The organism is Actinosynnema sp., from assembly GCF_052038725.1.
Genome location: NZ_JBQGCX010000282.1, coordinates 1 through 5135, shown reverse-complemented (window position 1 = coordinate 5135; position 5135 = coordinate 1). Strand labels below are relative to the sequence as shown.

Sequence of the window (5135 nt, the reverse complement as noted above, 5' to 3'; positions counted from 1 at the left end):
GGATCGACTACGACGGCCGCAGGTTCTCGCCCGTCGCCGACGGCGCGCCCGAGGAGTCGCGGGTCGCCGTCTACCACCAGGAGGGCGACCTGTTCTGGGGCGAGTTCCTCGGCGGCAGGGCCAGGCGCGGCACGCTGACCGGGACCGTGCTGCCCGACGGCAGGCTCGACTTCGCCTACTGCATGGTCCTGGAGGACAACCGGGTCGTCTCCGGCCACTGCACCAGCACGCCCCAGGTGCTGGCCGACGGCAGGGTCCGGCTCAACGAGGTCTGGGAGCGCTTCGGCGCCCACGCGGACCGGGGCACCTCGGTGATCGAGGAGATCGCCCCGCGCGCCTAGCGCACGGCCGCCGCCGGGAAGCGCTGCCCGGCGGCGGCGCCGCACCACCGGAGCGCGGCCCAGCACCGAGCAGCGCACAGCACCGAGCAGCGCACAGCGCAGTGCGCCGAACGAGACGGGTGAGCACCGAGACATGACCACGGCACAGTCCGCCACCGACCCGGCCACGACCGACCCGACCGCCGCCGACCCGACCGCCGCACCCGCCGGGGACGTCCCCCGCAAGGGCGGGGTCGTCACCTGGGCCTGCGCGCCGGGCTTCCCGCCCGCCGTGATCTTCCCGTTCACGCCCGCCGAGCGCATGGGCACCCGCAACATCCTGGAGTTCCAGGCCCTGATGTACCGGACGCTGTACTACTTCGGCAGCGACGGCACCCCGAACGTCGACTACCACCAGAGCATCGGCGAGGAGCCGGTGTGGAGCGAGGACGGCCGCACCGCGCGCGTGCGCGTCAAGCCGTGGAAGTGGTCCAACGGCGAGACCGTGTGCGCCGACAACGTCCTGTTCTGGGTGAACCTGATGAAGGTCAAGGGCCCCCGGTACGGCGAGTACGTCCCCGGCTACTTCCCGGACAACCTCACCGAGTACGGCAAGCTCGCCGACGACGAGGTGTTCTTCACCTTCGACAAGCCCTACTCCAAGCACTGGGTGCTGCACAACCAGCTCAGCACCATCACCCCGCTGCCCAAGGCCTGGGACCGCACCGCCGACGGCCCGGCCAACGCCTCCGGCGACCTCGCCGACGTCGAGGCCGTCTACGACTACCTGATGGCCGAGCAGGGCGACATCATCAACGAGGGCAACGAGCACCGCACCAGGTGGGCAGGCAGTCCCGTGTGGAGCGTCGTCTCCGGGCCGTGGCGGCTCAAGAGCTACACCCTCGAAGGCGTCGTCACCTTCGTGCCCAACGAGCACTACTCCGGCCCGAACAAGCCGCACCTGGACGAGTTCCGCCAGATCCCGACCTTCTCCGACGAGGAGCAGTACGAGGTCCTCAGGAAGGGCCCGGACGCCGAGGGCGGCTTCCAGGTCGGCTACCTGCCGCTCAGCTTCGCCACCGAGCCCGCCGTCGACCCGGTCGTCGGCGGCCCCAACCCGCTGGCCGAGCACTACACGATGCACCCGCAGACCGCGTTCTGCATCCGGTACATCTCGCTCAACTACAACAACCCCACCGTCGTCGGGAAGATGTTCGCCCAGACCTACCTGCGCCAGGCGCTGCAGAGCGTCCTGGACCAGGACACCGCGGTCCGCGACATCTACCAGGGCTACGCCTACCGGCAGAACGGCCCCGTCCCGATGTACCCGAGGACCGAGTACGTCTCCCCGCGCCAGCGCGAGGGCGCCTGGCCGCTCCCGTTCGACCCCAAGCACGCCAAGGAGCTGCTGGAGGCCAACGGCTGGGACACCAGCCGGACCCCGGCGGTGTGCGTGCGCGCGGGAACCGGACCGGGCGAGGCGGGGGAGGGCATCCCCGAGGGCACGGAGCTGACCCTGCTCATGCGCTACGTCGAGGGCCGCCCCGCGCTCACCCGGCTCATGGAGGGCTTCCGCGACGCCGCCGCCGAGGCGGGCATCGAGCTGCGCCTGCGCGAGGTCTACGGCTCCGTCCTGGTCGCCGAGGACGCGCCGTGCGTGCCCACCGAGGAAACCCCCTGCCTGTGGGAGATGTGCTGCTGGAACGGCGGCTGGGCCTACCACCACCCCACCGGCGAGATCCTCTTCTCCACCGGCGCGGGCGGCAACTTCGGCTTCTACACCGACCCGAAGGCCGACGCGCTCATCGAGCGCACCGTCACCACCGACGACCTGGACGTGCTCTACGAGTACCAGGACTACATCGCCGAGCAGGTGCCGGTGATCTTCACGCCCAACTTCCCCATCCGCCTCTTCGAGGTCGCCAACAACCTCAAGGGTTTCGGGCCGATCAACCCCTACGGCATGATCAACCCGGAGAACTGGTACTACGCCGAGGACCCGGCGTGATCACCGCCGCGCCCCCGCCGCCCATCGGGGCCCACCCCATGCTGGTGCTGCTGCTCCAGCTGGCGGTCCTGCTCGGCGTCGCCTTCACCCTCGGCCGCCTGTGCGCCCGCGTCTCCCTGCCCGCCGTGGTCGGCGAGCTGGCGGCGGGCATCCTGCTCGGCCCGTCCCTGCTGGCCAACCTCGCGCCCGCCGCCTCCGACTGGCTCTTCCCCGCCAACGCCGAGCAGATCCACCTCCTGGACGCCGTCGGCCAGCTCGGCGTGCTGCTGCTGGTCGGCTTCACCGGGATGCACATCGACACCAAGCTGATCCGCCGCACCGGCGCGAAAGCCGCGGGGGTCAGCGCGGGCGGCCTGTTCCTGCCGCTCGCCCTCGGCGTCGCGGTCGGCTTCGCGCTGCCCGCCTCCCTGGTGGGCGAGAAGGCCGACCGGCCGGTGTTCGCGCTGTTCCTCGGCGTGGCCATGTGCGTGAGCGCCATCCCGGTCATCGCCAAGACCCTGCTGGAGATGAAGCTGCTGCACCGCGACATCGGCCAGCTCACCATCAGCGCCGCCGCCGTGGACGACGTCGTCGGCTGGTCGCTGCTCTCCATCGTCTCCGCCATGGCCACCACCGGCCTGCGCGGCGGACACCTGCTGATCACCTTCGGCAGCCTCGTCCTGGTGGCCGCCGTCGCCCTGCTCGTGGGCAGACCGCTGGTGCGCGCCGCCCTCACCCGCGCCGACCGCTCCGAGGACCCGGCCACCACCGTCGCCGTCGTCGCCGTGCTCCTGCTCGCCTCCGCCGCGGGCACCCACGCGCTCGGCCTGGAGGCGATCCTCGGCGCGTTCGCCTGCGGCATCCTGCTCAGCTCCTCCGGCCTGCTGAACCGGGCGAAGCTGGCCCCGCTGCGCACGTTCACCATGGCGGTCCTCGCGCCGATCTTCTTCGCCACCGCCGGGCTGCGCATGGACCTCACCCTGCTCGCCGACCCGGCGGTGCTCCTGGCCGCGCTCGCGGTGCTGGCCATCGCCATCGCGGGCAAGTTCGTCGGCGCCTACCTCGGGGCCAGGCTCAGCGGGCTCGGCCACTGGGAGGGCCTGGCGCTGGGCGCGGGGCTGAACGCGCGCGGCGTCGTGGAGGTGATCGTCGCGATGGCCGGGCTGCGCCTCGGGGTGCTCACCACCGCCGGCTACACGATCGTCGTGCTGGTCGCCGTCGTCACCTCGCTCATGGCCCCGCCGACGCTGCGGCACGCCGTCCGGCGCATCGCGGTGACCGACGAGGAGAACGAGCGGGAGAAGGTCTTCAGCGGCCACCCCTGACCGGCCCCGAGCAGCACCGGGCAGCAGCACCGGGCACCGCCGGGCAGCACGAGCACCACCGAGCACCACCGAGCAGCACCGAGCAGCACCGAGCACCACCGGTCGGCCCCTACCGGTCGACCTCCACCGCACCGCCACCCCGCCGCCGAGACGAGGACACCATGACCGAACCCGAGGACCCGCGCCCACTGCTGATCCTGGTGGGCACCGGGATGCGCACCTACCGCGAGTACCTGCTCGGCCCGATCAGCGCCGAGTACCGCGTGCACCTGTTCCTCACCGCCGAGCCCACCTGGGAGCGCGAGCACGTCCACGGCTGGACCGTGCTGCCCAGCACCATGGACGGCCAGGCGCTGGCCACCGCCGCCAAGGAGGTCGCCGCCACCGACGCCGTCGCGGGCGTGCTCTGCTGGGACGAGGCCCGCATCCACGCCGCCTCCTTCGCCGCCCAGGCCCTCGGCCTGCGCAACGGCGACCCCGACGTGGTGTGGGGCCTGCGCGACAAGGGCCGCACCCGCGCCGCGCTGACCGAAGCCGGTGTGCCGCAACCGGGTTCGCTCCCGGTCAAGTCCGTCGAGGACGCCGTCGCCGCCGCCGACCGGCTCGGCTACCCGGCCATCCTCAAGCCGCGCGGCCTCGGCGCCAGCCTCGGCGTGATCAAGGTCGAGGACGCCGACCAGGTGCGCGCGAACTTCGCCTTCACCCTCGCCGCCGAGGGCCCGGAGCCGGTCGTGTTCGACACCGACCAGCCCGTGCTCGTGGAGGAGTTCGTCTCCGGCGAGGAGGTCAGCGTCGACTCGGTCGTCGTGGACGGCGAGGTCACCCCGCTGTTCGTCGGCCGCAAGGTCGTCGGCTACCACCCGTACGCCGAGGAGGTCGGCCACTTCGTCTCGGCCGACGACCCGCTGCTCACCGACCCCGCGCTCGTCGACGCCCTGCGCCGCACCCACGAGGCGCTGCGCTTCACCGACGGCTTCACGCACTCCGAGTTCATGCTCACCGCCGACGGCCCGAAGGTCATCGAGGTCAACGGCAGGCTCGGCGGCGACATGATCCCCTACCTGGGCAAGATCGCCACCGGCGTCGACCCCGGCCTCGCCGCGGCAGCCGCCGCCACCGGCCGCGTCCCCGACCTGACCCGCACCCGCTCCGGCGTCGCGGGCATCCGGTTCTTCTACGTCGAGGAGGAGGACACCACCATCGGCTCCCTCGGCTTCGACCAGGCCGCGCTCCCGCCCGACCTGCACCTCGCGGTCGTCGTCGCCCAGCCGGGCGCGGTGGTCTCCCCGCCGCCGAAGGGCACCGTCTGGGGGCGCGTCGGGTTCGCCGTCGCCGTCGGCGGCACCCGCGAGGAGGTCGCCCGGCAGCTCGACGCCGCCGAGGCCGCCTTCTCGGTCACGCCCGCGTGAGCGGCGGGGGGGCCCCCCGGCGGCCCGCGGGGGGGCCCCCCCCCCCCCCCCCCCCCCCGCCCCCCCCCCGCCCCCCCCCCCCCCCCCCCCCCCC

General features: G+C 73.0%; 4 protein-coding genes. All 4 read left to right on the top strand.

From position 1 onward, the window contains the following. Positions 1-2: 2 nt before the first annotated feature. The 4 genes from ACTUAL_RS05540 (at position 3) to ACTUAL_RS05525 (ending at position 5041) form a co-directional block, all read left to right on the top strand. A complete protein-coding gene (locus tag ACTUAL_RS05540) occupies positions 3-341 on the top strand; it encodes a hypothetical protein (RefSeq protein ID WP_440899489.1) in 339 nt (112 codons plus the stop codon). 133 nt (positions 342-474) lie between these two features. After that, positions 475-2328: an ABC transporter substrate-binding protein gene (locus tag ACTUAL_RS05535; RefSeq protein WP_440899488.1), complete on the top strand. Its 1854-nt coding sequence runs from the start codon at positions 475-477 to the stop codon at positions 2326-2328. Further along, the gene (locus tag ACTUAL_RS05530) at positions 2325-3632 is read left to right on the top strand and encodes a cation:proton antiporter (RefSeq protein WP_440899487.1); all 1308 of its coding nucleotides are present in this window, start codon (positions 2325-2327) and stop codon (positions 3630-3632) included. The genes ACTUAL_RS05535 and ACTUAL_RS05530 overlap by 4 nt, the downstream gene beginning before the upstream one ends. Positions 3633-3793: 161 nt before the next feature. Continuing rightward, entirely contained in the window at positions 3794-5041 is a 1248-nt protein-coding gene (locus tag ACTUAL_RS05525; RefSeq protein WP_440899486.1) for an ATP-grasp domain-containing protein, read from the top strand. Positions 5042-5135 lie beyond the last annotated feature (94 nt).